The following is a 26,286-nucleotide window of genomic DNA, read 5'->3' on the forward strand; positions in this document are numbered from 1 at the left end:
CCACGGAGATGTCTCCGCAGGTTGATTAAGCCCGGATGGTGAAAAATCGTGTTGCTGCCTCTTGTCCTCGTGATTGAAGGGCTTCCGCACAGCGCGATGCTGCCGCTTCGTCGAGTACAACCGTCACACCTGGATGCGCTTGAAGGATCGTCGCCGGCCAGTCGACCGTCGGTACACTTTCAATCATATGTTGTACGGCCTCTGCTTTTCGCTCGCCCGTCGCCACCAGGACAATCTCACGCGCATTCATGATTGTATCGAGTCCCATTGTGATCGCATGCGTCGGCACGTCTTCCAATCGGTCAAAAAAGCGACGGTTTGCCTCTCGTGTGGATTCGGTGAGTTCGGTCACATGTGTCTTCGCATCAAGCGCCGTGCCCGGTTCATTAAATGCGATGTGACCATTTTCCCCGATACCAAGAAGTTGTAAGTCGACACCAAGCTTCCGAACGAGTCCTTCGTAGCGAGCCGCCTCCGCTTCAGGGTCTGGCGCATCGCCTTGAGGGAGATGGCTTTGTTTGAACGGTACTTCGTCAAACAAGCGATCTTTCATAAAGCGGTTGTAGCTTTGTGGATGCTCTGGTGATAGACCGATGTATTCATCTAAATTGACGCTCGTCACATGGCTACAATCGAGCGCGTCTTGTTTAAACATTTGATACATCCCGACCGGCGTGCTGCCTGTCGCGAGACCGAGTACGAAGTCATGCTTCCCTGAAATCCGTTCTTTAATGAGCGAATAGGCGATACGTTCCGCGTCATTCGCTGTCTTTGCGACTAATACGTTCATCGTTGTTCCTCCCGTTCATATGCAATGTTTCCTTTGACGATTGTCATTTGAACATGTGCACTGTCATCCCAAACGACAAGGTCCGCATCAAACCCCGATTTGATGTCTCCTTTTGTCGTCAATCCGAATTCTTTTGCCGCATTCGTCGAAGTCATCTTGACCGCTTCTTCCAGCGTACATCCCGTATACGCTTGAATATTTCGGAACGCCGCATCCATCGTCAAGACACTCCCAGCGAGATTTCCTGCTTCAAGACGGGCAGCGCCTCCTTCTACGCTGACGGGTTGACCCCCAAGTTCATACTGTCCGTCAGGCAGACCTTTCGCCCGCATCGCATCCGTGATGACGACGAGTTCATCCGCTCCTTTTAAGCGGTAAGCAAAATCGACCATCTCCGGACTACTGTGAATCCCATCTGGAATGATTTCGGCCATGACCCCTTTCTCTAAGAGACAATATCCGACCGTTCCCGGTTCCCGATGATGCAAGCCACGCATTTGGTTATATAAGTGTGTTCCATGTTTGACGCCCGCCTGCTTATTCTCTTCAAACGTCGCATTCGTGTGTCCCGCAGAACCGATCGCACCCGATTCACGAAGGGCTGCTTCAAATGCTCGGGCTCCTGGTCGTTCCGGTGCATACGTGACGAGTCGGATATGACCACCGGCAAGCTGTTGCCATTTTCGAAATTGTTCCGCATCCGGGTCAATGATATGTTCTGCTGGTTGTGCACCCGCCATCTCCACATTGACGAATGGTCCTTCCAAATGAATCCCGACGATGGTCGTATCCTCTGATTCAATGACATTCCGAACTGCTGTCAACGCCCGTTCAATCGCTTCTTTCGACTGGGTAATCGTGGTCGCAAAGAATGACGTGACGCCCTCTTGAAGCATGTCTTCACTTAATTGACGAAGCCGTGACTCGTCCGCGTCCATCGTGTCGACTTCATATCCCCCGTGTATATGAACATCGATGAGGCCAGGCGTGACGAGCGCACCCGATACATCAATGACGCTCTCGTCTCGTTGCTTAAATTGTTCCATCGATCCGATTTCTTCAATCGATTGACCATTCCACTTGATATATCCTCGCTCCCACGTTTGTTCCGCTGACACGATATGAGCATTGATCAATGTCCCCATCGCTTCACCACTCCTTTTTGTTTTCCTCTATGTTATCATATCCGATAAAAGTATAGTTGTATAGACCAATTTCTTTATAAATAAAAGATTGTTCACAATTGTGAACAACCTTTGTATCATGACGTCGACTGAAGCGTACCGAAGCGACGGACAATCCACACTAATCGGAGGAATAATAAGACCGCTCCGGCAGCCAGTCCAGCAATCAATCCAATCCAGTAGCCATCCGGTCCAAATCCAGCATGCTCCGCCAACACATAACCGAGTGGTAAGCCGATGACCCAATAGGCGACGAGAGAGAGGACCAACGTAATGTTGACGTCTTTGAACCCTCGTAAAATTCCTTGAATCGGTGCGGCGACAGCATCTGATAACTGGAAGAACACGGCGAAAATCATGAAGTGTGCCGCAAGGTCCACGACTGTCGGGTCATTCGTATAAATGGCTGCGACCCGTTCATTTTGCCAAAACAAGAAAGCACCCGAGAAGATGGAGACACCTAGACAAAGCGAAATCCCAATCTTCGCATATCGAACGGCGTCCTGTAGTCGTTTCGCACCAAGTTCATACCCGACGACAATCGTCAACGCGCTCGATGCCGACAACGGGAGCATGTACACAAACGACGCAAAGTTAATGGCCGCTTGGTGTGCCGCGACGATTTGGTCACCGTATGAGCTGAGCAGTAGTGTGACTGCCGCAAAGATGCTGACCTCGGCGAAGATTGCTAGCCCGATTGGTGTCCCGAGTTGTAACAACTCTTTTTGTCTGAGCCAGACGATTCGCTCCGATGTCCGTAAGAACTTGTACTCGCGGAACGGTTTTCCGTTTCGGACGAAGAAGAATGCCATGAAAAAGAGCAACCAATAGGTGATGCTCGAGGCGATTCCTGCTCCGACGCCACCGTACGCCGGAATCCCGAGTTTTCCAAAGATGAAGATGTAATTTAAACCGACATTAATGGGTAACCCTAATAGTATGAGGATCATCGAGACCCTCGTCTTGCCAAGCGCATCCATGAGCGTGCGAAGCACGTTGAACAAGAACATCGGTAAGACACCGAAACCAAGCGCAAGTAAGTATTGGGTCGCGATTCGCTTCCCTTCCGTACTAAGCCCCATCCCTTCGATTGCGAGTGGCACGAGGAAAGATCCTAATGTCAGCGTGATAACACTGAGCATGATGGCTAAGTAGATGCCTTGAAATAACGTGCGTTGAATTTGTTGACGGTCCCGCGCGCCGAGCGCTTGCGACACAATCGGGGCAACTGCCAACAAGATTCCGCTAAGCCCGGTGTAAACGGGCATCCAAAGACTCGAACCGACACCGACACCGGCCAAATCGACGGCGCCTGCGCGTCCGGACATGACGGTATCAAAAAAGCTAATCAAATAAAAAGACACTTGCGTGACTAGGATTGGAAAGAAAATCGTAAAGAACAGTTTGATTTTTTCGTTCAATGAATGTGTTTGGTACATGGACAACCCTCATCTCTTTTTCAGAAAGGAAACAATATCATGAATCAACGGCATGCAGAAAAACTTAAATTTGAGCTATTAGAAACGTGGAATACATTCAACCACTACGTGACCGAGGCCCTCTCGTTCAACAATTCCGAGGACATTCATCGCGCCCGCGTTCATTTACGAAAGCTGATCACGTTCATGCAGATTTTTGAGACAAAGCCGGCGACGTTCCGGCAACTCAAACAATTGATGGAGGCACTCGGTCATGTGCGTGACTTCGATGTCCTCATCGAACAGTTTGATGTAAAAACTGAGCTTGATGAAGCATTTCTACAAACCATGGAAAAGCAACGGGCCATCGAACGAACCATTCTCTCGACACGAGTCAGTGAAAAGATGACCCCCTCACTCGACCAACAAATTCGTCGTTTCATCGGCGGACCGTTGTTTCGTGCGTTTAAAAAAACGAACGCCTCTCCGATGTTAGAAAAGGCGAAAAGCGAACGCAAACAACGAATTCGCATCTATCATGAACAATCGAGTGGAAAAGAACAAATCGAAGCGCTCCATAAAGTTCGCTTAGCCGTGAAACGTGAGCGATACTTGCATGAATATTTGTTAAACTACGAGTCGGACGCGTCAATCGACACCGTCCGTACGTTAAAAAAGATGCAAACCGAACTCGGTGAGATGAATGACCATGATCAACTGTTGAAGCGTTGGCTGGCCTTCACCCCTCCTACCGACCTGCAATCCCCATATGACAAAAAAGTTGAAGTCTTACAGCAGGAACTTGATGAATCCGTGGAGCACCTATCAATTTAACGCGATGTATACCGTTCAATCAATAGTTCAAGCAACTTCATCCCCGCGATCGAATTCCCTTTTGAATCAAGCGCCGGACCGAAGATGCCAAACCCGACGTTATTCAAATCCAGTTCGTGGTTCCCGACTGCTAAAATCGCACCCGACACCCCACTCTTTCCGGGAAGACCGACACGGACGGCGAACTCGCCTGATGCATCGTACATGCCACATGTCGTCATGATGGCTTTGACGATCCGGACGACACGACGGGGAATTAATTCTTCACCTGTCTCCGGGTCTTCCCCGTTCCCTGCGAAGACACGCCCGATTCGTGCTAAGTCAAAACAGTCGATTTCAATGGCACATTGTTTCGTATATACGTCGATAATCTCATCGACGTCTCCTTCTACAATTCCATGATGGCGCATGAAATAGAGGAGTGCGCGATTCAAGTCGGTCGTCTCGTATTCAGAGCGAGCGACTTTTTCATCGTACGTAATCTCCTCTACGGGTCGATTCAACAAGGTCGCTAAAAATTGGCGGAACTGATAAATCTTTAAGTCAGCCGTCTCCCCTAAAATCATACTCGTCACCGCTAACGCTCCTGCATTGATCATCGGATTCAATGGTTTTGACGGGACCGTCTCCTCGAGTTTCGCAATCGAGTTGAACGCATCTCCCGTCGGTTCCATCCCCACTTTTGAAAACACATAGTCTTCCCCAAATTCCATCAATACATAACAAAGCGTCAGCGCCTTCGATACACTTTGAATCGTAAACTTGTGATGAACGTCCCCAGCGTGAATATACGTACCGTCCGGCAAACAAATCGCCACCCCGAGTAAATCGTTTTTCACATGCGCCAGTTCTGGGATGTAGTCCGCCACTTTCCCCTGAGCCGTATACGGACGACACTCATCAATCAAGTGGTTCAATTGTTGTTCGAGTACATTCATTCGATCACCTCATGTTCCATCAAATTTCAACCGGGTCATCTTATCATATTACCCGTCTGGCGGTCCATCTTCTTTATACCACTCTTCGTCCGCCCAAATCATCGGTGGACTTTCTTCGTCCCCGACCAACTTTTCCCCATGCCGATTCATCGTCACAATAAAACCAACCACACCTGACACGATGACCGTCGCGACAATGATGAAAACCATCATTTCATCGTCCCCTTTCGAATTCGTGACAAATTTGTCTAGAACTACGTGACACTTATCCTATGTCTGCGTCTATATTCTCGGTACCGTTAATACGACAAGAACTTTATAGAAATGGGTGAATCGATTGAATCAGATCGCAATTATCGGAGGTGGCATCGCCGGGCTGGCCGCAGCGCATTATGCTAAAGAAGCCGGCGCACACGTCACACTGTTCGAGGCACAAGACCGTCTCGGTGGAAAAATCAAAACCATCTATCAAGATGGATTTACGTTAGAGACCGGCCCGGACGGTTATATGGCGCGTAAGCCGACCTTGACGTCTCTCATTACCGACCTCGGTCTAGAAGACCAACTCGTCCGCTCTAAAACCGGGACCTCTTACATTTACGTACGTCAACAACTGAGACAGATGCCCGCCGGATCGGTCATGGGTATTCCGACCGAGTTTTGGCCGATGGTAAAAACGGATCTCTTTACGTGGAGAGGGAAATTTCGTGCCGGACTCGACCTTGTCATTCCGCGTGTGTATGAAGGAGAGGACATCTCGCTCGACCGCTTCTTTCGGACGAGACTCGGATCAGAAGTCGTCGACACGATGATCGAGCCCCTTCTGTCCGGGATTTATAACGGAACGCTCGACGATATGAGCATCGAGTCTACTTTCCCTCAGTTTATCACGATTGAACAAAAAACTCGCAGTCTGATTCTCGGGATGAAAGCACTCACACCGCCTTCTCAGGCTGGGGTGAAGCCGTCAGAGACCGGAAAGTTTTTATCCATCGACCAAGGACTCGGTGCACTCGTCGAAGCGCTCCGCCCTTCCATTGACCGGCTCGTACTGAAGACAATCGTCAAGTCCGTAAGACCGCATGAAATCACATTGGCGGATGGAACGGTCGAGCAGTTCGACGGGATCATTCTTGCGACTTCCCCAAACATGCTCGGACCGCTGCTCGGTTTTCCGGAAGCCGAGCGTTTGTCGACTCGTAAGCGAACGTCCTCGATGACCGTTCTTGCCGCATTCGACGAATCAGAGGTCGAGGCGCTAGACGGGACAGGTTACGTCATCGCCAAGTCGGAAGGCAACGCCTTGACCGCTTGCAGTTGGATGCATAAGAAGTGGCCACATATGGCACCTGAAGGGAAAGCGTTGATTCGGATGTATATCGGTTCTGATTATGTTTCTTCTTTGTTGCACGAAGATGATGATACGATTGCGACATTCGCCTTGCACGAACTCCGCCGTATTCAACAAGTCGGGACACCACTCTTCACGAAAGTCAAACGTCACGTTCAAACGATGCCCCAATATGAGGTCGGACATAAACAAGATGTCCGCGCCTTTGAAGAAGCACTCGCGAAGTGGGACGGAGTCGAGGCGTGTGGCGCCATTCTCCATGGGGTTGGCTTACCAGATTGTGTCGATTCCGCAAAACAAGCAGTCAACAACCTGAAACTCAAACAGGTGGTGACGGTATGAAGCACATCGACTATAACGAGAACCCGTTTATCGTCATTTGGGAAGTGACACGTGCTTGCGCCCTCTCCTGTGTCCATTGCCGGGCCGAGGCACAGTTTCATCGATACGAAAATGAACTCGATACAGAAGAAGGGAAGGCACTCATTCGTGATATTCATGCAATGGACAATCCAATTCTCGTCTTCACAGGTGGAGATCCCCTCATGCGCGAAGATTTGTTTGAATTGACCGCATACGCCTCATCCCTCGGGATGCGTGTCTCGATGACACCCTCTGCCACACCCCGCGTCACCCGTGATGCCGTGAAACGAGCAAAAGCTGCCGGGTTGTCACGTTGGGCGTTTTCCATCGACGGTCCAGATGCACAGACACACGATTACTTTAGAGGAACACGCGGCAGTTTCGACCGTACCATCCGAGGAATCTCCTACTTCCGAGAAGAAGGCATGTCGTTTCAAATCAATACGACGGTGACTGAATATAACGTCGACCGCTTACCCGAGATGGCAAAACTCGTGGAGTCCCTCGGTGTATCGGTCTGGACGCTCTTTTTCCTTGTGCCGACCGGGCGAGGATCCCTGTTACACCCCATCTCTCCCGAGCGACATGAAGAGGTGCTGAAGTGGGCGTTCTCGTTACAAGAGACGGCGCCGTTCATCATCTCGACGACGGAAGCCCAGTTTTATCGACGGGTGGCACGACAAGAAAATCAGCGGCGAAAAGCAGAAGGACTTCCTCCCATCGGACATCCTCATGATGATTTGGCGAAGGCCCCTCGCGGAACGAATGACGGGAACGGATTTGTCTTTGTCTCGCACACAGGTGACGTCCAACCTTCTGGATTTTTACCGATTCTTTGCGGGAACGTCAGAACGACACCACTCGCCGATATTTATCGTCATCATCCGACCTTCAAGGCGTTGCGTGATCCGGATAGTCATCACGGAAAGTGCGGGTATTGCGAATATCGTTATCTCTGTGGTGGTTCGCGGGCCAGAGCCTATGCGGTTACTGGTGATTATAAGGAGGCAGAACCGTACTGTATCTATCAGCCAGAACGTCCTCTCGTTTCACAATAAAGATTCCCATTTATTTCCTCACAGTGTAAGATGAGACTATATGAATCTGATGGTGAGAAGGGAGTCATGTAGGTGCAGTCATTACCAATCGATGGATTGTTTTATATTGGGCTAGGTGCGATTTTTGTCGTTACGACTTTATTGGGATTTGGAATTAAGCGATGGACGAAACAAGGCTTGTTGGGGTTTTATACGCTACTCGCAACGAGTCTTGGCTTATTCTTTTGGTTACTGCTCTGGTTTCAGGAAGCGACACGCACTACATTCATGGGGACCATCCCATGGGTACTCAACTCCATTTTTGGAACGGTACTCTATCTTATCTTTATCGGCGTCAGTTTTCTGCTTTTGAGACGAAAACATCAACGTACATAAAAGAGGAATCCGCTTGGATTCCTCTTTCCTTATGCATTGACCGTCGATGGACGTAACGTCAATTCCCCGTTCTCGACATCGATGACGACCGTTTGACCATCTTCGACATCTCCGGCTAAGATGCTTCGAGCAAGTTTCGTCTCGATTGTCCGTTGCACGTAACGGTTGATTGGACGGGCACCGAATTGAGGTTCGTACGCTTCATCGGCGACGAACGTTTTCGCTGCGTCTGTGATCTCGATATGAATCGAGCGCGTCGTGAGTCGTTCACTCATTCGTCCGACCGCTTTCTCGACGATTTGACCGATTTGATCTTTCGTGAGCGGATGGAACAGAATTGTTTCATCGACCCGGTTCAAGAATTCAGGACGGAAATGGCGGCGGAGCTTCTCAAGTACTTGGCGCTCCTCGTCTTCATCAATCACACCGTCTCTCGCTGCCTCGAGCAAAATGTCTGCCCCGATGTTCGACGTCATGATGACGATTGTATTTTTAAAATCGACGATGCGCCCGTGCGAATCGGTCAATCGACCATCATCGAGCAGTTGCAACAAGATGTTGAAGACGTCCGGATGTGCCTTCTCGACCTCATCGAGTAAGAGAACCGAGTACGGGTTACGGCGAACCGCTTCCGTCAACTGGCCGCCTTCCTCATATCCGATATAGCCAGGAGGTGCACCGACAAGTCGTGATACAGCATGTTTCTCCATATATTCACTCATATCGAGTCGAACAATATGGTCTTCCGAATCAAACATCGCTTCTGCGAGCGCCTTCCCGAGTTCCGTCTTCCCGACTCCAGTCGGCCCGAGGAAGAGGAAGGAACCGATTGGACGGTTCGGATCTTTGATTCCGGCGCGAGCACGAATGACCGCATCACTGACTAAACGAATCGCGTCATCTTGACCGAAGACACGCTTGTGTAAAACCGCTTCTAAGTTAAGCAGTTTATCTCGCTCTCCTTCTGTCAGTTTCGTCACCGGGATACCGGTCCATTTTGAGACGACCTCGGCGATTTCTTCTTCCGTCACTTCTTCCCGCACGAGTTCGCGTGTCACCGAACCCGCCAACTGTTCCGCTTCTTCTAGCTCTCGCTCGAGCTCTGGGATTCGTCCATATTTCAGTTCCGAAGCCCGGTTCAAGTCGTAACGACTTTCTGCTTCTTGTAACTCGAGGCGTACCTTTTCAAGATCTCCACGGATTTGCTGCACGCGGTGCGTCGACTCTTTCTCATTCTCCCAGCGGAGACGTAACGAGTCAGACTGTTCACGGAGCGATGCCAATTCTTGTTGGAGTGCTTCGAGTCGTTTCATGGAAGCTGCATCGCTCTCTTTCTTAAGCGCCGCCTCTTCGATTTCAAGTTGCATGACCCGACGAACCAACTCATCGAGTTCAGCCGGCATCGATTCCATCTCTGTCCGAATCATCGCACACGACTCGTCGACAAGATCAATCGCCTTGTCCGGCATGAAGCGGTCCGTGATATAACGATTTGACAAGACAGCAGCTGCGACGAGGGCGTTATCGTGGATGCGTACCCCGTGGTGAATCTCGAAACGTTCTTTTAAGCCACGCAAGATTGAGACCGTATCCTCGACGTCCGGTTCAGCGACTAGCACTTGTTGGAAACGCCGCTCAAGAGCAGGGTCTTTTTCGATATATTGGCGATACTCATCTAGCGTTGTCGCACCGATACAGTGCAGCTCACCTCGGGCGAGCATCGGTTTTAACATGTTCCCGGCATCCATCGACCCTTCCGACTTTCCTGCTCCGACAATCGTATGCAATTCATCGATGAAGAGGATGATTGTACCTTCCGCCTCTTTCACTTCAGATAAGACCGCTTGAAGACGTTCCTCAAACTCACCACGGTATTTCGCACCGGCGACAAGCGAGCTCATATCGAGACTGAAGATCGTTTTGTCTTTCAAGCTCTCCGGTACGTCACCTCGGACGATTCGCTGAGCGAGTCCTTCGACGATTGCTGTCTTCCCGACACCCGGTTCCCCGATGAGGACCGGGTTGTTTTTCGTTTTCCGACTCAAAATCCGAATGACGCGACGAATCTCGCTATCGCGTCCGATGACCGGATCGATTTTCCCCGTCTTCACTTCTTGAATGAGGTCTCGTCCGTATTTCGTCAAGACGTCATACGTCGCTTCAGGCGACTTCGACGTGATCCGACGATTGCCTCGTACGGCGACGAGCGCCTCACGGAGTCGTTCTTCTGTGATCCCTTTTCGCTCGAGCATCGCCTGCGCTTGACTACTGTTCAACAAGATGCCGAGTAAAATATGTTCGACCGATACGTATTCATCGTTCATCCCTGTCGCTTCCCGCTCCGCCGTCGTTAGAACGTTTAGCAAAGAAGCCGAAATCATCGGTGTTGTCGGGTTTTGAAGTTTTGGTGCATTTCTTAAAGAAAGCGCGACTTCGCCTTCAATCTCAGACACGTTGATTTCCATTTTTTGAAACAGCAACGGTGCGATCCCGTCCGTCTGTGAAATCATGGACGCCAAGACGTGCCACTCATTGATTTCACTATGATGATATTGTTTCGCTAACGCCTGTGAACTGACAATGCATTCATGTGCTTTATCTGTAAAACGATTAAAGTCCATCACGATTCCTCCTTATCCATTAACGTTCGATTTGCTCATAAACAGAACGGTACGTCTCATCAAGAGGCAGGTCGACCTCGAGTTGGACGAATAAGTCCGACCGCACCTTCGAGCCGGTCATAACACCGCGACCCGGAATCCGCATCCGTTGTCCCGGACGGCTTCCCGGTTTCACTTTCAACTTCACCCGTCCTCCGTCGAGCGTGGCAATGATGACGCTCGCTCCGTCCAAAAAGTCGAGCGGACGCAATCGTTTCACTGTCACGATATGCTCTCCTTCACGACGATACGTATCGTCATCCGCAAAGTGAAGCTCGACGTATACATCTCCTCGGTTCCCCGATTGTCCGACGCGACTTCCTTTTCCTTTTAACCGCAACTTTTGACCTTCATAGGCACCTTGTGGAATCTTGACGTTCACCGTGCCAGTCTGAAGGCGAAGGCTCACTTTTGACTCTTTCGTCAATTGACTGAGCGGGATGTTTACACGTACGGTCTCATCCAAGTCTTCCTCGACTGCTTGGTCAAAGAAACTTCCGAACATATCTTCAAATCCGAAAGTCCGCGAGGTCGTACGCGACCCGCCTCCGAATTGTCGGAATAGATCTTCGAATTGTGACGAGCCTTCCCCGTAAGTCTCTCCACCGCCACCGAATCCTTGTCCGAACGACGGTCCATCCGGGCTACCGTATCGGTCATAGTTCGCTTTTTTCTCTGGATCGCTCAATACGTCGAACGCTTCCTGGACCGACTTGAATCGTTCTTGTGCGCCAGGGTCTTTATTGACGTCCGGATGGTACTGTTTCGCCAATTTACGGTATGCACGTTTAATCTCTTGTTCGGTTGCTCCTTTTGAGACACCGAGCTCGTCGTAATAGTTTTTAGCCATATGGATTCACCTCACCTATCCCTTTCCCGTTTCTGTTAACTCTATTCTACTCAATTGGTCAAATAAGGTCAAAGATAATCCTTTCACTTTTCATACGAAAAAAAGAAGAGATTCGTTTCAAAAAACGAACCTCTTCTCGATTAGAAGTATACTTTCGGGCTATCCATGCCGTCCTCAAACACAATCGTCACTTCAGGGTCTCCGCCAAGTGACGTCACGTTGATGCGAACCGGCACGTTCCGGCTATATTCCCAGCGATTTTCGAGCAAGCCGACCACGTGTTGTGTAAATCCGACGAGCTCAGCGCGACTATAGAATTGGATCGGGATATCGATTTCAAGTCGTGACAAGTCACCGTTTTGATAAAAGCCTTTTCCAATCATCCCGCTATAGTCTGGGAAGAGGTCGGCAATCCGGTCACTGAACAGCGTAAATTTCTGAGCGTCCTCACGGACATCATTCGTCGCTGTCGCAGATGGGAAGTAGTAGTACTTCTCATCGATGGCTTTCCAGTCACCGGTTGCGACCTGATCATCCGTTCCGACAAAGGCAGATTTGATATAGTTCCCCGGAGTCGGTGAACCTTGGGTCGACTTCATATAGAGCGCGACGTTTATATCCAAATCTTTAAAATCTTCTCGCTTCCGTAACTGGGCGACAAGTTCGTTCGCCATTCGTTCACCTTCTGCGATTACTTTCTTCTGGTCGAGTTTCACCGTGTAGGTCGGTCCGTAGTTCGGTGCCTGGAAGACATACTCACGATTTAAAATGAGCGCGAACGACACACCGCCTAGCTGATATCCGCTATCCGCTTTCGTCATATAGTTCTGTTCTACGATTGAGGCCAAATAAAGGGGTGACTTCTTGTTCGCATCGACAAACTTGTCGTCCTCAACTTCTGCCTTCCCGTCCGCATACGCCGGGTTTAACGGCGTTAATCCTTCGTTACTCCCGCCTTTACGTCCAAGTAAAGTAGAGACATCTTCCGCATTTAAAAGCTGTCCTTCTTGATAGGCGAATTTGTCTGGGTCAAATGCGTCTGTCGAGTGGCGCATGAGACCGAGTTCGACCTCTTCAAGCTCTAACGACGAGCTCACTTGGCGCTGGGCAAGTCCTCGCGCCGCTGCCGCTTTGAACGGAATGACCATTTGATAATAAGAGTCACGTGCTTCGATCGTTTGTGTGACACCTTCTGCTGCTGTTTCTTCGCCGGTTGGTGTCGCTTCTTCTTCACCCATCGGGATTTTCATTGAACATCCGCTTAACAAAAGCGCAGAGGCCATTGTCGGGATGACGAGTTGTTTCCATTTCATCTATGTCTAGCTCCTTTGAACATCGTTTCCTATTTCACTTTGTTCATTATAACAAAATCGTTCCACGAAAAAAGTATCGAAGCGGAATCAGAAGAAATCCCTCCTGAATTAAACAAGGAGGGATACATAATCGTTATTTGGTGGATGGGTGCTTCCGACGAATCATCAAGAGGAGTCCAGATGCAAACAAGAGGAGTCCAAGCATCGCATGCCACGTTTCGTTCGTCTCTCCTGTCATCGGGAGCACATCTTGCGAATACGTGTCGACTTCATCTTCGAGTTGCACCGGGGGAGCCTCTCGCTCTTTCACGACAACCTTCACAACTGGTGTCTCGATTTTCGCTTCTTTCTCAGGAACGTGTTTCGGTTCGTCCTCTTTGATTGGAACAGGTTGTTTTACTGCAACCGGCACATCGACAGAGCGAGTGACGGTCACCCCTTCGGTCACATAGAGCGTAAATGTTGCCTGTTGAACCAATTCCGCTCCAGCTCGGACGTCATAGGACGGGAGAAGCGGGAGTTCAAATGACAACGTGACGACTTCTTCCGGCCCAAATCCGTTGAGGAATTGAGGAATCGATTGAACCTGCTTCATGAATCGTTCATTTGCCATCTGTTGTTCCTCATCTGTCAAGGCGCCGCTCGGCCATGTGAGTGTCACATCAGACAAGAACAAGGTGACGTTAGAGGTGTTCGTCACTGTATATGTGTATCGGACAGGTTCCCCAGGCTGAACGGTCGTCAACTCGCTCGTTCCTGACACTGTAAAATCAGGTTGTTGCAAGAGCACGATTTGTTGACTTTCTGCTGTGACGACACGGTCATATTCGTCCACTCCCGTCACACGAAACAGACTGCCGATCTCAGGGTGTGTGTGGATTGAATAATCAGACGGAACGGACAAGATTGCTGTCACTTCCACCCGTTCTCCCGGCAAGAGACCGTCTTCTCCTATTAATTCATGCAAACGATCAAATACGCGTTGATTGAACGATTCGATTGATTGATGATCGATGTCTCCACTCACATACTCATGAGAAAGTTCTGTCACCGTCATCGGCGTGTCTCCTGTGTTCTCTACAATGAACGTATACGATATTTCTCCTCCGACAACGGCCTTGTCGACCCCGGCGATGTTCTGTGCTTCTAAAGCGAGCACCGGCAACATCGGTTCAGTCATCGGTTCTTCCACGACCGGCTCTGGTTCTGTTTCCACTGGGGGTGTTACCTCTTCTGGTTCATCTGGTTCAGTCACAACAGGTGGTTCATCCACTTCGACGGGATACGCTTCCGTGATGGTATTCGGGATAAACGTATATGGAACACCTTCAGCATTATAAAGAGTGACCAAGTCAATTAATGAGTCATCGACCGTTTCTGCATCAATCATAAAGCGCCAAATGTCAGCAGATTCACGTACCCCATAATATGTGATGTCATCGTAAACGAGACTTGCTTCATATAATGTTTCGACTTCTTCGTCCGTCAGGTTCAGTTGAATATATCGGAACGTGGTCGTATCTGCATGTGCGAGATTGGTGGGCATCAGTGTGGATAGGAGCATGAGGATGGTGAATAGCGCAAGGAAGCGTTGGATGTTGTGTGTCATGATGTCAATCCCTCCTCTAAGGTGAGCAATAAGCATACGCATCGATGTTGGCCCGATGACGAATTTCACCACGTAGAGGAATGAGAGGGATGTGTGTGTGAAAGTCATGGTGTCAAAGGGTTCTTCTGCAAAAATATATTAGCATTTTGATTTAGTTACTCTATACCCTTCGAACGCTTGTGCGAACCTGTTCAATCTCATAAATTTTTACAAAACGAACGTGAAAAAAGACGTTCGCCGAAGCGAAACGTCTTATGCGTGTTCATTTAAAAAATCGAGAAGTTTCGCCTCATCCCAAACTTCGATGCCTAACGATTCGGCTTTCGTTAGTTTTGAACCAGCCTTTTCACCGGCCACGAGTAAGTCTGTATTTTTGCTTACACTCCCCGTCACACTTGCACCGAGGAGTTCAAGTTGTTTCCCGGCCTCACCACGGGTCATCTCATGTAATTTCCCAGTCAATACGACCGTTTTACCAGAGAGCGGTGCCCCTTCCGTTGTTGGTCGTTTCGTTCCTTTGAAGGAAAGATTTACTCCCGATTCTGAAAGTTCTTTGACGAGTTCACGTGCTTCTGGTTTTTCGAAGTAAAGGACGATCGACTCGGCCATCTTCGTTCCGATGCCATCGATTGACGTCAACTCTTCCACCGTAGCCTCGATGATGGCTTCCATCGTTTCAAAACGCTCCGCGATCAAGGAGGCGGCTTTTTGTCCGACAAGGCGGATCCCTAGGGCGAAGAGCACGCGTTCGAGCGAATTTTGCTTCGATTGTTCAATCGCCGAAAGCAAGTTCGTCACCGACGTCTCGCCCATACGCTCGAGTCCGAGTAAATCGTCTCGATTCAGGCGATACAAGTCGGCCACGTTATGGACGAGTCCCGCTTCATGGAGTTGCGTGATGACCTTCTCACCGAGTCCGTCGATGTTCATCGCTTGACGTGAGACGAAATGAATCAGTCCTTCGAGCAGTTGGGCCGGACACTCGGGATTGACACAGCGATGATCGGCCTCGCCTTCTAATCGAATCAATTCAGAACCGCACGCTGGGCAGTGGGTCGGGAACTCGATTGCCCGTTCTTCCCCGCTGCGTTCACTCGCGAGCGCCGAGACGACCGCTGGGATGACATCCCCTGCTTTTTTGATCACGACGCGGTCACCGATATGAAGGTCTTTTTCTTTTATAAAATCTTCATTGTGAAGCGTCGCATACGTCACGGTAGACCCCGCCACAGAAACTGGGGCAAATCGCGCCCGCGGTGTGACTTTTCCGGTGCGACCGACACTGAAGTCGACGTCCTCGATTGTCGTTACGACTTCTTCTGCCGGGAACTTATACGCGACAGCCCAGCGCGGACTTTTCGCTGTAAAGCCGAGTTGTTCTTGTTCTTCGTACCCTGCCACTTTGATGACAATCCCATCGATTTCATACGGGAGTTCGCTGCGCTTCGTCACGTATGTCTCGATGTAGTCCCATAGTTCATCCGCCGTCTTGCACGTCGTATAGTCTCCACTTACGGCGACGCCGAGTCGCTTCAAATAATCGAGTGACTCATCATGCGAGGCGACGAGATCGTCTTGCGACACTAAACCGTAGGCGAAAAATGCCAAGTTTCTCGATGCGGCAATTTTGGAGTCAAGTTGTCGAAGTGACCCCGCCGCTGCATTTCTCGGGTTGGCGAACAATGGTTCACCGACTCGCTCCCGTTCGTCATTCAGCTGTTCGAACGAACGCTTTGGCATGTATGCCTCGCCCCGTACTTCAAACGTCACGTCCTCCTGTAGACGAAGGGGGATGGCACGAATCGTTTTCAAGTTTTGGGTGATGTCTTCACCCGTCGTACCGTCTCCACGTGTCGCACCACGTACGAGACGACCGTCCTCATATTTCAAAGAGACGGCAAGCCCATCAAATTTGAGTTCAGCCACGAATGTAGGTGTGTAGCCAAGGTCTTTCTCGATCCGCTCCACCCACTCCACGAGTTCCTCTTTCGAGAAGACGTTGCCGAGTGACAGCATCGGTGTGTCATGCGTTACTTTGATGAACGCGTCAAGTGGGGCTCCGCCAACACGTTGCGTTGGAGAGTCCGGAGTCCGAAGTTCTGGATAGTCTGTTTCGATTTGAATCAACTCGTTCATCAAACGGTCGTACTCCGAGTCTGGTACACTCGGACGGTCAAGTACATAATACTCATAACCATATTGATTTAACGATTTGCGTAGTTCTTCTACACGTTCTGCCATCTCCATATCTTCACCTCATGCTTTTTCGATTGGGGCAAACTTGGCCAATAAACGCTTGATCCCGACTTCTGGGAATGCGATATCGACTTCGAGTTGGTCGCCTTCTCCACGTGTTTGCACGACCGTACCTTGTCCCCATTTTTTATGATTCGCTTTGTCACCGACGCTCCAGCCGACTGTTTCGGCACCAGATGATTGCGCAAGTTTCGGTTTCGGTTTTGAACTGAAGCCGTTCACCGGCAACTTCCCTGGTGACTCGACAGGGTTCCATGGCATCGGCTTTCTCGCCTTACCGGACCGCTCCAACAATGTTTCCGGTAATTCATGCAAGAACCTTGATTCCGGGTTGTTTTGGAAACGACCGTACAACATCCGTGACTGGGCACGCGTCAAATACAGACGCTTCTCGGCACGTGTGATCCCGACGTATGCGAGACGACGTTCTTCTTCCATCTCTTCCTCATCGTTCAATGCACGACTATGCGGGAAGAGACCTTCTTCCATTCCGATCAAGAAGACGACCGGGAACTCGAGACCTTTGGCCGAGTGCAACGTCATCAATGTGACTTGATGCGACTCGTCGACTTCATCAAGCGAATCGAGATCAGATACGAGCGTCAAATCCGTGAGGAAAGCGACGAGTGTCTGTTCATCACTTTCTTTTTCAAAGTTTTGAGCGACCGACAGGAATTCCTGCAAGTTCTCGAGTCGACTTTCTGCTTCGAGTGTCTTCTCGATTTTGAGCATCTCCTCATACCCTGTCTTCTTCAATACTTCTTCGACGAGTTCTGAAATCGAGAGATAGTCTGCCATTTGTCGCAGGTCCATCATCATCTGACGGAAATCTGCAAGTTTCGTCGCCGTACGTGGGGCAATCCCCGACAGTTCAATGTCACGAATCGCATCCATGAGCGAGACGCCCTGCATATCCGCAAAGTCGCCTAATTTATCAATCGTCGCGGCACCGATGCCTCGCTTCGGCTCATTGACGACACGAACGAATGAGATGTCCTCGTCTGGGTTCGCAATTAAGCGCAAGTATGCCAAAACGTCCTTGATTTCTTTTCGCTCATAGAACTTTGTCCCGCCGACCATCTTATACGGGATGTTCGATTTAAGGAGCATTTCCTCAAGACCACGTGACTGAGCGTTCGTCCGGTACAGGACCGCCATTTGACCGTAGTCCATCCCTTCCATCTTCAATTCTTTCATCTGGTTCATGATGAAGAACGCCTCGTCACGGTCATCAGATGCGACGTGAAGCAAGAGCTTCTCTCCTTCAGCATTTTCAGTCCATAAGTTTTTATCTTTACGGGAAGCGTTGTTTTTGATCACACCGTTCGCCGCTTCTAAAATTCGTTTCGTCGAGCGATAGTTTTGTTCGAGTAAGATGACATGCGCGCTCGGGTAGTCTTTCTCGAACGTCAAGATATTGGCGATATCAGCACCACGCCAACGATAAATCGACTGATCCGAGTCCCCGACGACACATAAGTTTTCATGCGCCTGCGCAAGAAGTTTGACGAGCGTGTACTGGGCACGGTTCGTATCTTGATACTCATCGACGTGAATGTATTTGAATTTCTTTTGATAAAACGCCAACACGTCCGGCGCTTCTTGGAATAAGTGAATCGTCTTCATGATCAAATCATCGAAGTCGAGCACGTTATTTTGTTTCAATTTTTTCTCGTATGCCGTGTAGACGTCAGAGATGATTCGTTCATATGGATTGTTGCCGACAAGGGCTGCTGCGTCCTTTGCCGTTCGCAGTTCGTTCTTATGGTTCGAGATCATCCCGAGAAGTGTACGTGGTTCATACTTTTTCGGGTCGAGGTTCAACTCTTTCAAGACTTGCTTGATGGCCGTCAATTGGTCTGAGGCATCTAAGATTGAAAAGCTTCGGTCATACCGGATACGATCGATATCGCGTCGTAAAATACGGACACACATCGAGTGGAACGTGGAAATCCAAATGTCTTCGGCGACCCCACCGACAAGGCGTGCAATCCGATCTTTCATCTCCCGCGCCGCCTTATTCGTGAATGTGATCGCTAAGATGTTCCACGGTGCCACTTGCTTCGCCGCCATCAAATAGGCAACGCGGTGCGTCAAGACACGCGTTTTACCAGACCCCGCACCCGCCATGATCAACAGAGGACCATCCGTATGTTTGACCGCTTCTGCTTGTTCCGGGTTCATACCTTTGACTAATTCTTCGCTAAGATTATACATAATCGTTTCCTTCCTTATTCCAAACGTTTGTTCTTATTTTATCGGAGTGCTTGCACAGTCGCAAGTGCTCCCGCTAAGTCTTCATAAATGATATTGCCGACGACAATGGTATCGGCGAACGCTCCCATCAACCGAGCCGACTCTGCCCCATCGATGCCACCCCCATAAAAGAGGTGCGCGTCTGGTAGCGCCAATCGAATTTCTTTCACGACATCGACATTGCCGAGTCGCCCACTATATTCAATATAAAGGGAAGGGAGACGGAACAAATGATGCCCGACTTCGGCATACGCCACGGCTTGTTCTAGCGTTAAGTCACATGTTGATTCCGTCACGTGCGCCACTTTTGCGTCTGGGTTCAAGACGAGATAGCCTTGCGCTGTGATGTGACGGGAGTCGAAGAAATGTCCATAACGCTCAAATGCGCGTGCATGGTGTCCGACAATCCATTCCGGCGTTCCGGCGTTCAGTACGGTCGGTACAAAATAGTGATCGAATCCATCGATGACCTGGCTCGGTTGACTGATTTCAAGCGCGACCGGTAACCCGGCATCCCGGACTCTCGCGAAAAGCGCAAATGTATTCTCTGCATCGACACCGTCCGTACCGCCTATCAGGAAGGCATCAGTGCCGGAGTGGATAAGCGCCTGGAGCTCATCCTCGTCGAGATATTTATTCGGATCTAGTTTAAATACGTGCCGCCATGACTGAAAGTTCAATTCTTCCCCTCCCATCGAATCCTTCTCTAGTGTATCGATTTTTTACGTGACGTGCATCTCTCCAATAAAAAAGACTTGCCGAAGCAAGTCACGAACGTGCCGTACGATTCCGTTCCCGTTCCGTCAACCATTTCGCAACAAGCAGTGCGAATAATCCATACACCGGGATAAACCAGAGCGGATTCGCTAAAAAGAATCCGAGCACTGGTATATCAAGTAATGGGGAGTCTGGCGAACAGAGCGCTGTTCCATTGACGACCGCGATGAACGGTAAGACAGGAACGATAAAGACATATCCAAAATTAATCCAAAAGGCTTTCATATGACAATCTCCTTATCCTAAGATGATTGATTCTTTCGGATAGTTATACATCCGCTTCGGTTGTCTCCGTTGCAAGATGAGAATAAAGGCGATGACCCCGATTCGACCGATGAACATGAGAATCGTCAGCACCCATTTTCCGACGTTACTGAATTCGGAAGATAGACCGACAGATAGTCCAGTCGTCCCGAACGCGGAACAAGCCTCAAATAAGATTCGTGTCAATGAGGCATCTTCGAAGTAAGCCATGACCATGACCCCAGATAATAAGACGGCAAGTGACACCGTAATGATGACGAACGCTTTCCAAATATCCTCGAGAACAATCTCACGCCCGAAAATTTTGATCGATGAGTCTCCGCGGATGAACGCGACGACACCAAGAACGGCGACGGCAAACGTCGTCGTCCGAATCCCCCCACCGACAGACGATGGAGAGGCCCCGATGAACATGAGGATCGATAAGAGCAACATGCTCGCTTCCGAGAACAAGTTGACATCGACTGTCGATAATCCACCGTTACGTGTCGTCACGGACTGGAATAGCGAGTCCGAAAGAGACAGCCAGAGCGGCAAGTCTTTGAAGGCATTGTTGTATTCAAAGATGAATAAGCCGACTGTTCCGACAGCAATCAAAATAAAGAATGTCGAGACTGTCAACTTCGTGAACAAAGAGAATCGACTCGGGAACGTATGACGTTTCCGTGTGATGCGACTCACCAAATAAGTCCGAATCTCCACAAGAACCGGGAATCCGATGGCACCACCTGTCATGAGCGCAATTTGCGTGAAGATGACAAATGGATCTTCTCGGAATGGCGCAAGCGAGCTACCGGTAATATCGAAACCGGCGTTCGTCGTCGCACTGACCGACCCGAACAATCCTTGTAAGAAGGCTTCTCCGGCGGTATTAAAATAATTTAAGTAATGGACACCGAGTAAGACGGCACCGACCGCCTCAATGGCGATCACGGTGATGACGATTTCCGTGATGTATTTAACAATCCCTGACATCGACGTCTGGTTTTGGTCACGTAAAATCAGTTGGCGTTCCCGAAACCCAATCCGCTTCCCAAGCAAAATCCACATGATCACATGCAAACTGATCAACCCGACACCGCTCACCTGAACGATAAACAAGATGATAAACAAACCAAACGTTGAAAATGTATCAGTGACCACAATCGGTGTGAGGCCGGTGACACTGACACAGCTTACCGCAAAGAAGACGAGGTCCGTAAACGTAATCGTCACACCCGGTTTGTGGGCGATCGGTAAGGCGAGGAGCAACACGGATAAAACGGCTGCAGCACTATAGATCAACACGAGTGTTTGGACTGGTGTTAAGTTTCGAAAGAACAATTGTAAGTTCCGCTTCATGAATTTTTGTTGCATCTCGCCCCTCCCCTCCATCAAAAACAAGATGACTCTTACGAGTCACCTTTTGTTTGTTGTAGACGTTCAAGAGCGAGATCATATCCGCCTGTCCCATAGTTCAAGCAACGTTTCACACGAGAAATCGTAGCCGTTGAGGCACCTGTTGCGTCCTCAATTTTATGATACGTATTGCCTTCACGTATTTGACGTGCCACTTCTAGTCGTTGTGCAAGTGCTTGAATTTCATTAACAGTCGCTAAATCTTCGAATAATTGATAACAGTCTTCGAGTGTATCGAGCTTCAAAATTGCCTCAAACAATTGATCAAGCTCTCGACCTCGTAATTTATCGAGTTGCATCCGCAAGCATCCTCTCTACTCATACTTCTTTATCATTCTAAAGCAGGGGCGGCTCGGACTCAACTATTCATCGCAAAATCGCAGGAAATAGTACTTGTTTTTTCATCACTTCATAAATTCCGAGTGGAGTCGCCCGAACGTACGGCAAGTGTGTGGATGCTAAAAACAGTAACGTGTAAATCGGATCTTCGAACTGATACCCTCGTGCCACAAGCTCGTTACGCAGTTGTTTCTCTTGACCGATGAGCGTCTCAAGCGGCTCTGTCGACGTCATGCCACAGAGCGGTAATGGGATCTCGGCAACGATTTCCCCTCTGTCGACAAGGACGATGCCTCCTCCGAGTTCATTCATCCGCTCGAACGCTAGTAACATATCCTGTTTACATTTTCCTAAAATCAAATAGTCTCCACTGATCGAATACGAACTGACCAGACCGCCAAAATCTTTCGCAAATCCTTTCAGTACCGTGTTTAGTCGCCATTTCCCTTCCTTATCAAGCAACATTAAAAACGACTCGTCCTCATCGCGTGGCAATTCGTCCTGCCCTGTATCGTGCTTGATTTTAAACAGTTTCATGATGACCGAGTTGACCATGTCGAGACCGACGGGCATGCTGAATGACAAGTCTTGTGGTGTCAATTCAATCGAGACGTCAGTCGACGGCATCTTATCGAGTACCGCTTCCACCAATTCGTTCGGGAACAAGGACACACCATCTCGGAAAATCCATTGTCCTTTCGCGATGACTGCCGAAGGGCGTGGTTCTTCGATTGAGTCAAGAATATTCAGGTGTGCGATGCGTCCTGGCGCAATCGAACCGAGAATATGATCGAGATCGAAATGACGCGCCACGTTGTGCGAGACGATGCGATACGCTTCGATTGCCGGTAACCCTTCTTCTATTAAGATGCGAACGAGAGCGTCCTGCATCCCGTCTTCATAAAAGCCGGGAGTCGAACCGTCCGTTGTCACCATGAGATGATCGAACGCGGTTAATCCGTTCGCAAGCAGATCACGAATCATCCCTGGTAAGTCTGGTCGAATCGAGGAATGACGAAGCGTCGTTGTGTAGCCTAATTCGAGTCGGTTGAGCGCCTCTTCCGCTGTCATCGCCTCATGGTCGCTGTGTACACCCATCAACGCCATTTTAGTCAATGTCTTTGGTGAGGCACCTGGAAAGTGCCCTTCGACCGGTAGACCGCACGTCTCTGCGTCAAGCATCCACTGGAGCATCTCATCGTCGCCTTTAAGAGCGCGCGGCCATGCTGTCAACTCCCCGGCCATCACGACGTCCGGATGATTGAACCATTCGTGAATTCGTTCTGAATCGACGGCGACACTCTCTCGGTCGAGCTCGGTCTGCGTGTCGAGTCGTGCCCACCAATATGTGCTCGTCGGCAACTGTTGAATCGCTTCAAGCTGCGCAAACGCTTGCTCTTTTTCTTGTAAAAAAAGGAGCATGTTGTCATTGACGAGCGTCGTCGTTCCGCGCTCTCCTGCATACTTAGACAACGTCGCCGGATTGTATAATTGAAATGGATGAGCGTGTGGCTCGATATAACCAGGCACAATATATTTCCCTGACACATCAACCGTTTCGACCGCCGATTCTGGTAGATCTGGACCGACATAGACAATTCGGTCTCCCTCAATCCAAATGTTCGCTGTTTTCCATTGTTTCACATATACGTTCAAATACGTCGCGTTCTGTAAAACGAGCGAAGGTGGTCGTACTCGATCTACGACTTCAAGTTGCGAGCGAATCATCACTTTCGACCACGGTGCCCGCGCCGTTCTTTTTGTTGGCATCGAACCCAATCCTCCCTTTTCCCTTTCAATGCTATTAAGAAATAGTTTTGAAAGCGTTTTCTTTCCCTTTTTCAAGTTTACCTTTTCTCTGAAAGGGTCGCAAGTTATGTTCCCTATTGTAACAAATTTCACATATATTTTTCACAAAAAAGGCGGCTCTCCGCACGAAGAGTCGCCTACATCAAATTTGAGTCATGACCGTTTTGCGTAAATAGTGATGCAGCTGTTCTACCGGAATCGGTTTACTGTAATGATATCCCTGGATGAGTGAACCACTATATTCTAATACGAAAGCCAGTTGTTCCGGTCGTTCGACCCCTTCCGTGACGATATCGAGGCCGAGTGTGTGGAACGTTTGATACAATCCTTCTAATAACGCTCGATCAAATTTGTTCTCCGGAATCCCTTTGACGAAGTTCTGGTCAATTTTAATAATATCGAGACGTAGCGATTGAAGGTAAGATAGCGATGACGTGCCGACGCCGAAATCATCGAGTGATATTTTGACACCGATCGTCTTCAACGCTTGAATGAACTGTTGGAGTTCATATACATTCCCGCCGACTTCGCTCTCTGTGATTTCTACATGAAGCCGATGAGGCGGGAAGCTTGTTTTGGCGAGCGTTTCTTCTAGTGCCTCTATAAATGACCCATCTAAAATCTGGCGTTTCGACACATTGACAGACAAAAATAAATCAAAGCGTTCGGCATAGTCTTGAATCTCCGTGATCGCTTTTACAAGTACCCATCTCCCCACATCCGAAATGAGCCCAAGTTGTTCGGCAACGGGAATGAAGACACCCGGGGAGACGAATCCTTTTTGCGGATGATGCCAACGAATCAACGCTTCTACCCCTCTCACTTGAAACGGTTTCGGCGAGACGATTGGTTGATAATACAATTCGAATTCGTCATGACGTAGCGCATATCGCAAATCTCTTTCCATCTCGAGCGCCTGCAAGTAATGGCTCCCGTCTTCGATGTCCTGATAAGAGAGGATCTTGTCCTTCCCTGATGCTTTAACTTCGTGTAAGACGACATCGAGACGTGCCATCATGACCTCGTAGGAATGGTGGGAAGGTTCCAACTCATCGATTCCGATACTTAACGTCAGATGGTTCATGCCTTGCTTCAAGCCCCACTCTCTCAAATCTTTCACCAATTGATTCGCAACGATCAATAATTCTTCGTTCGCCCATCCAGGGTGAATCATGATGAATTCATCAGCTCCGATTCGGGCAACAAAACCATCCTCTTTGTAAAACATCAATCGGGACGCAAAGAAGGTTAACATCGCATCACCCGTCCGTTGACCGAACTGATCGTTGATTCGTCGGAAATTGTCGAGGTCAATCCCCATCACACCGATCGAGTAGGACGTGTTCGGTAAGTTCACAAACATATCTTCAACAGCCAAACGATTCGGAAGACGTGTCAGAGAATCTCGAAAGGCACGCGTCAACGATTCTTTCTGTGTCTGTTCAAGCGCATCCAGCACTTCATTTATACTAACTGCCATCTCTTCGATTTCATCCTGCTGATGTGGATTTAAACGAATTCGTAAGCGACTGTTTCGCTCTTTCGTGATCCACTTCAATTCTTTAACGATGTCCATTAACCGTTTCGTGACGATTTGATTCACTGTCCAAAACAATGTCAACAATAGTCCGAGACCGAGAACGAGAAGTCCAAGCATGCCCGTTTCTAACATCGTCTGTGTGTTTGTATAATACGTACGCTTCACCGAAAAATTGACTTCCCAGTTCGCATCTTGATAGACCGACTGCAGTGGTAACGAAACACGGGCAAACTGATTGTCCTGCTCAATCGTCAAGCGTTGATGCGAGAGCGGACTGATAGAAAGTTTCGTTTTTGCCTGTACGCTCATCGCTGCCATGAAGTCTGGACCAATTTTTTGAATGAGGACAAGCGTGCCACCAGGTTCCCCAGTCCCATCACTTCTTACAATCGGGTGGCTCATGAACACGACGGGGCCGAAGTCTGTACCATATACCGCACTTTGTGTAACGCCAGACGAGTTGACGTAACGCACCAGTTCATTTGTGAAATCATTCTTCTCACTCTTACCGTCCAACTCATAAAATTGATTGAATTCGGAGTAGACGACCTCTCGATTTTCGTTGAGAAAAATCATCGCCCCAACCCCAAGATTGTCGAGCGTTTCTTCTCCCATATTGTTTTCAATAAACGATTCATTTTTGTTTTGAACGAAATCGTAGGCATTTGTCCAGACCGACCAATCGACAAGGATGCGCTCGAGCATGCTTCGATGATTGGCGAATACTTCTGTCACGCTCTCGATTTGATCGTGGGTCATCGCCTTGTCCTGTTCAATGCTCTTTTCTACGAAATACGGTTTGATGACAAACAGAATGACGCCAATGAAAAGTACGATGTTAATAGCAATCGCAATGAATAGTTTTGTTTGAACACGCAGGCCGACCACCCTCTTTCCCTAAGCT

21 protein-coding genes are annotated in these 26,286 nt (G+C 49.2%); 4 read left to right on the forward strand and 17 right to left on the reverse strand.

The genetic code is table 11. The features are described 5' to 3' along the window. Positions 1-25 precede the first annotated feature (25 nt). From nagB to KNP62_RS12735, 3 genes are all read right to left on the reverse strand, one after another. A complete protein-coding gene (gene nagB, locus KNP62_RS12725; RefSeq protein ID WP_214785761.1) occupies positions 26-790 on the reverse strand; it encodes a glucosamine-6-phosphate deaminase in 765 nt (254 codons plus the stop codon). Beyond that, positions 787-1,935 carry an N-acetylglucosamine-6-phosphate deacetylase gene (gene nagA / locus KNP62_RS12730; protein WP_214785762.1) on the reverse strand — a complete coding sequence of 383 codons (1,149 nt, stop codon included), beginning with the start codon at positions 1,933-1,935 and terminating at the stop codon, positions 787-789. The genes nagB and nagA overlap by 4 nt, the downstream gene beginning before the upstream one ends. 116 nt (positions 1,936-2,051) lie before the next feature. Next, entirely contained in the window at positions 2,052-3,413 is a 1,362-nt protein-coding gene (locus tag KNP62_RS12735) for an MATE family efflux transporter (RefSeq protein WP_214696765.1), read from the reverse strand. A gap of 39 nt (positions 3,414-3,452) precedes the next feature. Between KNP62_RS12735 and KNP62_RS12740 the strand changes: the two genes are divergently transcribed. Continuing rightward, a complete protein-coding gene (locus KNP62_RS12740; protein ID WP_214785763.1) occupies positions 3,453-4,226 on the forward strand; it encodes a CHAD domain-containing protein in 774 nt (257 codons plus the stop codon). On the opposite strand, the gene glsA is transcribed toward KNP62_RS12740, so the two are convergent. Beyond that, positions 4,223-5,164, reverse strand: a complete 942-nt coding sequence (gene glsA, locus KNP62_RS12745; RefSeq protein WP_074032972.1) for a glutaminase A — start codon at positions 5,162-5,164, stop codon at positions 4,223-4,225. The genes KNP62_RS12740 and glsA overlap by 4 nt on opposite strands. A 48-nt stretch (positions 5,165-5,212) precedes the next feature. Continuing rightward, positions 5,213-5,377 carry a hypothetical protein gene (locus KNP62_RS12750; protein ID WP_214785764.1) on the reverse strand — a complete coding sequence of 55 codons (165 nt, stop codon included), beginning with the start codon at positions 5,375-5,377 and terminating at the stop codon, positions 5,213-5,215. 115 nt (positions 5,378-5,492) lie between these two features. Here KNP62_RS12750 and hemG point away from each other — a divergent pair, with 115 nt between their 5' ends. The 3 genes from hemG (at position 5,493) to KNP62_RS12765 (ending at position 8,311) form a co-directional block, all read left to right on the forward strand. Beyond that, a complete protein-coding gene (hemG, locus tag KNP62_RS12755) occupies positions 5,493-6,857 on the forward strand; it encodes a protoporphyrinogen oxidase (protein ID WP_214785765.1) in 1,365 nt (454 codons plus the stop codon). After that, a complete protein-coding gene (locus tag KNP62_RS12760; protein ID WP_214785766.1) occupies positions 6,854-7,936 on the forward strand; it encodes a TIGR04053 family radical SAM/SPASM domain-containing protein in 1,083 nt (360 codons plus the stop codon). Before hemG ends, KNP62_RS12760 begins: the two co-directional genes overlap by 4 nt. Positions 7,937-8,008: 72 nt before the next feature. Next, positions 8,009-8,311: a hypothetical protein gene (locus tag KNP62_RS12765; protein ID WP_214785767.1), complete on the forward strand. Its 303-nt coding sequence runs from the start codon at positions 8,009-8,011 to the stop codon at positions 8,309-8,311. A gap of 29 nt (positions 8,312-8,340) precedes the next feature. Here KNP62_RS12765 and clpB read toward each other — a convergent pair whose 3' ends face one another. The 12 genes from clpB to KNP62_RS12825 all read right to left on the reverse strand — a co-directional run bounded on the left by clpB (position 8,341) and on the right by KNP62_RS12825 (position 26,270). After that, positions 8,341-10,932 carry an ATP-dependent chaperone ClpB gene (gene clpB, locus KNP62_RS12770; protein WP_214785768.1) on the reverse strand — a complete coding sequence of 864 codons (2,592 nt, stop codon included), beginning with the start codon at positions 10,930-10,932 and terminating at the stop codon, positions 8,341-8,343. A gap of 19 nt (positions 10,933-10,951) precedes the next feature. Next, complete coding sequence (locus KNP62_RS12775; protein ID WP_214696751.1) at positions 10,952-11,821, reverse strand: DnaJ C-terminal domain-containing protein; 870 nt, start codon at positions 11,819-11,821, stop codon at positions 10,952-10,954. Positions 11,822-11,961: 140 nt separating this feature from the next. Then, positions 11,962-13,134 (reverse strand): CamS family sex pheromone protein, encoded by a 1,173-nt coding sequence (locus KNP62_RS12780; RefSeq protein ID WP_214785769.1) that lies wholly within the window; start codon positions 13,132-13,134, stop codon positions 11,962-11,964. Positions 13,135-13,267: 133 nt separating this feature from the next. After that, positions 13,268-14,743 carry an LPXTG cell wall anchor domain-containing protein gene (locus KNP62_RS12785; protein ID WP_214785770.1) on the reverse strand — a complete coding sequence of 492 codons (1,476 nt, stop codon included), beginning with the start codon at positions 14,741-14,743 and terminating at the stop codon, positions 13,268-13,270. 252 nt (positions 14,744-14,995) lie between these two features. Next, positions 14,996-16,990: an NAD-dependent DNA ligase LigA gene (gene ligA / locus KNP62_RS12790; protein WP_214785771.1), complete on the reverse strand. Its 1,995-nt coding sequence runs from the start codon at positions 16,988-16,990 to the stop codon at positions 14,996-14,998. Between the two features lie 9 nt (positions 16,991-16,999). After that, the gene (gene pcrA / locus KNP62_RS12795) at positions 17,000-19,216 is read right to left on the reverse strand and encodes a DNA helicase PcrA (RefSeq protein ID WP_214785772.1); all 2,217 of its coding nucleotides are present in this window, start codon (positions 19,214-19,216) and stop codon (positions 17,000-17,002) included. A 38-nt stretch (positions 19,217-19,254) separates the two neighbouring features. Next, the gene (gene pcrB, locus KNP62_RS12800) at positions 19,255-19,935 is read right to left on the reverse strand and encodes a heptaprenylglyceryl phosphate synthase (protein WP_214785773.1); all 681 of its coding nucleotides are present in this window, start codon (positions 19,933-19,935) and stop codon (positions 19,255-19,257) included. An 88-nt stretch (positions 19,936-20,023) separates the two neighbouring features. After that, on the reverse strand, positions 20,024-20,257 hold the full coding sequence (locus tag KNP62_RS12805) for a hypothetical protein (RefSeq protein WP_074032960.1): 234 nt from the start codon (positions 20,255-20,257) through the stop codon (positions 20,024-20,026). Between the two features lie 12 nt (positions 20,258-20,269). Next, positions 20,270-21,652, reverse strand: coding sequence for a TrkH family potassium uptake protein (locus KNP62_RS12810; protein WP_214785774.1), 1,383 nt, complete (start codon positions 21,650-21,652; stop codon positions 20,270-20,272). 35 nt (positions 21,653-21,687) lie between these two features. After that, positions 21,688-21,993, reverse strand: a complete 306-nt coding sequence (locus tag KNP62_RS12815; RefSeq protein WP_026826878.1) for a YerC/YecD family TrpR-related protein — start codon at positions 21,991-21,993, stop codon at positions 21,688-21,690. 67 nt (positions 21,994-22,060) lie between these two features. Then, positions 22,061-23,803 carry an adenine deaminase C-terminal domain-containing protein gene (locus KNP62_RS12820; protein WP_214785775.1) on the reverse strand — a complete coding sequence of 581 codons (1,743 nt, stop codon included), beginning with the start codon at positions 23,801-23,803 and terminating at the stop codon, positions 22,061-22,063. 181 nt (positions 23,804-23,984) lie between these two features. Then, complete coding sequence (locus KNP62_RS12825; RefSeq protein ID WP_214785776.1) at positions 23,985-26,270, reverse strand: bifunctional diguanylate cyclase/phosphodiesterase; 2,286 nt, start codon at positions 26,268-26,270, stop codon at positions 23,985-23,987. Positions 26,271-26,286 lie beyond the last annotated feature (16 nt).

The organism is Exiguobacterium sp. s183 (assembly GCF_018617655.1).
Classification (GTDB): domain Bacteria; phylum Bacillota; class Bacilli; order Exiguobacteriales; family Exiguobacteriaceae; genus Exiguobacterium; species Exiguobacterium aestuarii_A.

What these genes read in the sequence shown, in the direction of transcription:
- KNP62_RS12750 (WP_214785764.1), bottom strand. Translation starts at nt 5,377, where the DNA reads ATGATGGTTTTCATCATTGTCGCGACGGTCATCGTGTCAGGTGTGGTT.
- KNP62_RS12785 (WP_214785770.1), bottom strand. Translation starts at nt 14,743, where the DNA reads ATGACACACAACATCCAACGCTTCCTTGCGCTATTCACCATCCTCATG.
- KNP62_RS12760 (WP_214785766.1), top strand. Translation starts at nt 6,854, where the DNA reads ATGAAGCACATCGACTATAACGAGAACCCGTTTATCGTCATTTGGGAA.
- ligA (WP_214785771.1), bottom strand. Translation starts at nt 16,990, where the DNA reads ATGGAGATGGCAGAACGTGTAGAAGAACTACGCAAATCGTTAAATCAA.
- KNP62_RS12735 (WP_214696765.1), bottom strand. Translation starts at nt 3,413, where the DNA reads ATGTACCAAACACATTCATTGAACGAAAAAATCAAACTGTTCTTTACG.
- KNP62_RS12820 (WP_214785775.1), bottom strand. Translation starts at nt 23,803, where the DNA reads ATGCCAACAAAAAGAACGGCGCGGGCACCGTGGTCGAAAGTGATGATT.
- nagB (WP_214785761.1), bottom strand. Translation starts at nt 790, where the DNA reads ATGAACGTATTAGTCGCAAAGACAGCGAATGACGCGGAACGTATCGCC.
- KNP62_RS12775 (WP_214696751.1), bottom strand. Translation starts at nt 11,821, where the DNA reads ATGGCTAAAAACTATTACGACGAGCTCGGTGTCTCAAAAGGAGCAACC.
- nagA (WP_214785762.1), bottom strand. Translation starts at nt 1,935, where the DNA reads ATGGGGACATTGATCAATGCTCATATCGTGTCAGCGGAACAAACGTGG.
- KNP62_RS12815 (WP_026826878.1), bottom strand. Translation starts at nt 21,993, where the DNA reads ATGCAACTCGATAAATTACGAGGTCGAGAGCTTGATCAATTGTTTGAG.
- glsA (WP_074032972.1), bottom strand. Translation starts at nt 5,164, where the DNA reads ATGAATGTACTCGAACAACAATTGAACCACTTGATTGATGAGTGTCGT.
- clpB (WP_214785768.1), bottom strand. Translation starts at nt 10,932, where the DNA reads ATGGACTTTAATCGTTTTACAGATAAAGCACATGAATGCATTGTCAGT.
- pcrA (WP_214785772.1), bottom strand. Translation starts at nt 19,216, where the DNA reads ATGTATAATCTTAGCGAAGAATTAGTCAAAGGTATGAACCCGGAACAA.
- KNP62_RS12740 (WP_214785763.1), top strand. Translation starts at nt 3,453, where the DNA reads ATGAATCAACGGCATGCAGAAAAACTTAAATTTGAGCTATTAGAAACG.
- KNP62_RS12810 (WP_214785774.1), bottom strand. Translation starts at nt 21,652, where the DNA reads ATGCAACAAAAATTCATGAAGCGGAACTTACAATTGTTCTTTCGAAAC.
- KNP62_RS12805 (WP_074032960.1), bottom strand. Translation starts at nt 20,257, where the DNA reads ATGAAAGCCTTTTGGATTAATTTTGGATATGTCTTTATCGTTCCTGTC.
- KNP62_RS12780 (WP_214785769.1), bottom strand. Translation starts at nt 13,134, where the DNA reads ATGAAATGGAAACAACTCGTCATCCCGACAATGGCCTCTGCGCTTTTG.